The sequence below is a fragment of the Mitsuokella apri genome (assembly GCF_051886055.1).
In the GTDB taxonomy this organism is placed as follows: domain Bacteria; phylum Bacillota; class Negativicutes; order Selenomonadales; family Selenomonadaceae; genus Mitsuokella.
The window spans coordinates 1-3,784 of the sequence record NZ_JBJEXT010000004.1 but is presented as its reverse complement, the minus strand read 5'-3'; the positions used below and the strand labels follow the sequence as shown (position 1 = coordinate 3,784).

4 protein-coding genes are annotated in these 3,784 nt (G+C 50.8%); all 4 read left to right on the top strand.

Annotated elements, in window-relative coordinates:
* Positions 1–1,289 (top strand): hypothetical protein (locus ACI4OH_RS00265; protein ID WP_439783912.1); only part of this gene is annotated, 1,289 nt, incomplete at its 5' end.
* A 21-nt stretch (positions 1,290–1,310) separates the two neighbouring features.
* Positions 1,311–2,336: a type IV pilus twitching motility protein PilT gene (locus tag ACI4OH_RS00260; RefSeq protein WP_439783911.1), complete on the top strand. Its 1,026-nt coding sequence runs from the start codon at positions 1,311–1,313 to the stop codon at positions 2,334–2,336.
* A 65-nt stretch (positions 2,337–2,401) separates the two neighbouring features.
* Complete coding sequence (locus tag ACI4OH_RS00255; RefSeq protein ID WP_303104972.1) at positions 2,402–2,614, top strand: hypothetical protein; 213 nt, start codon at positions 2,402–2,404, stop codon at positions 2,612–2,614.
* Entirely contained in the window at positions 2,611–3,534 is a 924-nt protein-coding gene (locus ACI4OH_RS00250) for a HipA domain-containing protein (protein ID WP_439783910.1), read from the top strand. Before ACI4OH_RS00255 ends, ACI4OH_RS00250 begins: the two co-directional genes overlap by 4 nt.
* Positions 3,535–3,784 lie beyond the last annotated feature (250 nt).

The following is a 3,784-nucleotide window of genomic DNA, read 5'->3' as shown; positions in this document are numbered from 1 at the left end:
ATATTGTCGCGAAGACATTCCTGATGGATGGAATGCGTCGCGACAAGCTGATGAAACGCATACACGAGCTGGAAGCCAACACAAAGCAGCTCGATGGGATGCTGAACCAAGACGAGAAAGCCGCGCTCGCTGGCACGCTGCAAAAAATCCAGAGTCAGCAAGATGCCCTCCAGGCGGCATTTGATGCTTCCATCTGGGCAGCAGCAGCAACGGAATCATCCATGCTGGCGTTCATGACAGAGGATGAGCGTGAAGCCTGGCAGACGTTCAAGGCAGCCGGACAGGAGCTGAAACATTGGCAGGATTTCTACAGCAGCATCCAGGAAGATGCCTTTCCGGAGCCTGCTCAACTGCAAGAGCTGCGCGCTGCCATCAACCGCGAAACTTCGAAGATCCGTCAGGCTATGCGTCAGCAAGTCCCAACTATCCGTGGGATATTTTCCCGCTTGAATGAGGCACACACCAAGCGGGATATCATGCGCCACGCTGGCAATCTTCTCTTTGACGCCCGATTGACTAAGGCGAAAATTGACAGTCTGATCCAGCAGCAGGAAAAAGAATTGGCCAATTTGCAAGACCGATACAAGCGGTTGACGGATTCCCTGCGACAGTCTCCGTCTTATACTGCTGGAGCTGTTGCGGATTACATGGATCTGTCTTTGAAGGAACTCTATGCCAAAGAACATAAGGTTCGTGCAGAAATGCGCCAGCTTGCCAAGCATGTCATTTCTCCGGCACGTGCCAAAGCGATGGCGGAGAATGTCTATACCAAGGGAGAATTCAAGAAACTGCGGGCCGACGAGCGTGAGTTTGCCAAGAAAACAGCAGCCGGTAAACTTTCTCCGGAGGAAAGCACGGCGCAGCAAAAGAAGCTACAGGAATGGCGCAGCTGCCTGGAATCTTCCTGCGCATCGATGGAAGCACAGGCGAAGATTCAGGAAATCTGCGCGGGCATCCTGCGCAAGAATGCACCGCAGGCTATGGCCTATCAAAAAGTCCAGCAAGAGCATCAGATCATTGCTGCTGCCATCACCGAAGCAAAAGCGCAGGCAGATGCAGCACGCCATCAGTCCTATCGGGATCGAAATCAGACACTCTACCGGGCAACGGGAGCGACGCCAGCTATGGGATACATGGAACCGCCGCATATGATTGCCGCCGCCATGGCGGGCAATACAGATTGTGCGGTTCTGGTTGCCAAGAGCAAAAAGGACTTCCCGGATGACTGGTCACTGCTGAGTGAGAGTGAACGCGAGGACTTGAAGAACGATACATCGAAGATGATGTAAACAATTATGAGGTGAACAGTCATGTCGGCAAAAGACTATATGGATAAATTGTTACAGCAGACATATGAAAGGCACGGTTCGGATCTGCACATTTGCAGCGGAATCCTCCCTGTCATACGTCGTGACGGCCAGTTGGAAACACTCACGGAATGCTGCACTGCCCCACTGGCAGGAGAAGACATTCGCGCCTTTATCATGAAGACACTTCTGAGCGAGGCACAGCAGAAAGAGTTGCAGGATACGGGCAGCACAGACGCAGGGTATCAATTTTGGAGTAAGGACGGTCGTGCCATTCGCTGCCGCGTCAATGCATTTCGCGACGCCAACGGGATGGCCCTGGCCTTCCGTCTTATCCAAAACCGCATCCCGTCCATGCAAGAACTGCGCATCCCCGGGCCGCTACAGGATATACGCCATTGCAAGCACGGCATGGTCATTATCACCGGGCCGACAGGCAGCGGCAAGACAACCACGCTTGCCGCGCTCCTGGATGCCATCAATGCTGACTCACCCGTACACATCATTACGATTGAGCAGCCCATCGAATACCAATTCCAGATGAAGCGCGCCGTCATCTCGCAACGGGAAGTCGGACGCGACTGCATCAGTTTTTTAGAAGGTCTACGCTCATCCCTCCGTCAGGATCCCGACGTCATCCTGATTGGTGAGATGCGTGATGCCGAAACCATCACTACAGCATTAGCTGCCGCAGAAACAGGACATCTGGTCTTCACGACGCTGCATTCCGCCAATGTGGTGGAAGCAATCGATCGTCTCGTCCAGTATTTCCCCGCCACGCGTCACCAGGAGATCCGCAACGAGCTGGCCAATTCCTTCCTCGCCATCGCCGCGCAGAAACTCCTTCCCTCTCGAAACGGCGGGCGTGTAGCCGCTTTTGAAGTGCTGCTCTCAACGGACAGCACCAAGAACGTCATCCGCAGCAGCCAGGGATTCCGTGTCCAGGACTACATGCATCGTGACGAGGGAATGCAGACGATGGCGGAGTCGATCCACGGCCTCAGGAACAAGCACCTGATTGATGGGTAAGAAACTCGCCACAGACAACTGCTACATCCTATGCTATACTAAAGAAGAAATGGAGGTGCGTCATCTTGGAACGACCATTTGATCCGAAAAAATATACCGATTTCCTTCCGGAATACATGGAACAGGCGTATGAAGCGCTGGAGAAAAATGACAAGCTCCATTACGCTTTGGCAGTCATCAACATCACAGGAGAAGTCAAATACTTAGTGAAAAGCGAAGAACTCGCCCCGGAAGAGGGCGAGCGCATCAAGGAATACTTTTGGGGGCAGGTGGAATGATTCATTTCAACAATGAAAAAGAGATTCCAAATACATTTTTTGGCGGTTCGGAGCAAAAGCGTGCCTATGAGATTGACGGAAAAATCTATATGGTGAAGTTTCCCGATCCTGTCAGGCAGAAGAAAAATGGCTTGAGCTATATGAACAACCAATTTTCCGAGTACATCGGCTGCCATATTTTCCGCACGCTGGGCATTCCTGCACAAAACACATTCCTGGGCGATTACCAGACGGAGACAGGGAAACGAAAGATTGTTGTTGCTTGTGAAAATTTTTGTACGGATGGATACTCTCTGATGGAATTCAGCAAGCTCGCCAGAGCAGTTGCCAGCAGTAACGACAAGTTTCCACGCGAACTGGGATTTGTCATGAAGACCATCGATGATATGACGTTCGGGACAACGATGGACAAAGAATCCTTCAAGTCGCAATTCTGGGATATGTTTGTTGCAGATACCTTGATTGGCAACGACGACAGACATCTTGACAACTGGGGCTTCCTTGTCAAGGAAAATCATATTCGCTTTGCGCCTGTCTATGACTGCGGTTCCGCTCTGACCCCGCTCATGGAAGATGAGAAAATGGCTGCTATCCTGGTTGATGAAACGGCCTTCATCAACCAGGAATACAATGTTAAGTCCGCATATCGTTATCAGGGGAAGCGCTTGTTCTACCACGAGATTTATAAAAATCCTCCGCAGGGACTGAAAGAAGCCATTTTGCGCATTGTCCCCAAAATCAATGTTGCTTTTTTATCGGCAGCAATTATAAGAACAACACCAGAAATGTCAGAAATACGGAAAGAGTATCTTTCTAAATCATTAATGACCCGTTATGACCGTATTCTCCTGCCTTCGTTTAAACGTGTGCGAAAAGAAATAAATTATTTTCCGCAACAGCCAGAAGAACGGCGTCGATAAAATACAGCAAGAAACAGCAACAGGCATCTCAAAAATGAGATGCCTGTTGCTGTTTGTGTAACGGAAACTCTGCTGCTCTTTAATCAATGCCGCACCACTTGTGCAATTTCACGGTTCTCTTCACGAATCGCGCGGTATTCCGGGGACTTCATGAAGTCTGTCCCCAAAGTCGTGCCGTAATTCCGATCATCGGATACGGCAGCATAGGGACTGTTTGCCTGGACAACACGAGCTGCTGCGGCGATGGCGG

Bases quoted from the DNA above. Each gene is read 5' to 3' on its own strand.
- ACI4OH_RS00260 (WP_439783911.1), top strand. From the start codon at position 1,311: ATGTCGGCAAAAGACTATATGGATAAATTGTTACAGCAGACATATGAA.
- ACI4OH_RS00250 (WP_439783910.1), top strand. From the start codon at position 2,611: ATGATTCATTTCAACAATGAAAAAGAGATTCCAAATACATTTTTTGGC.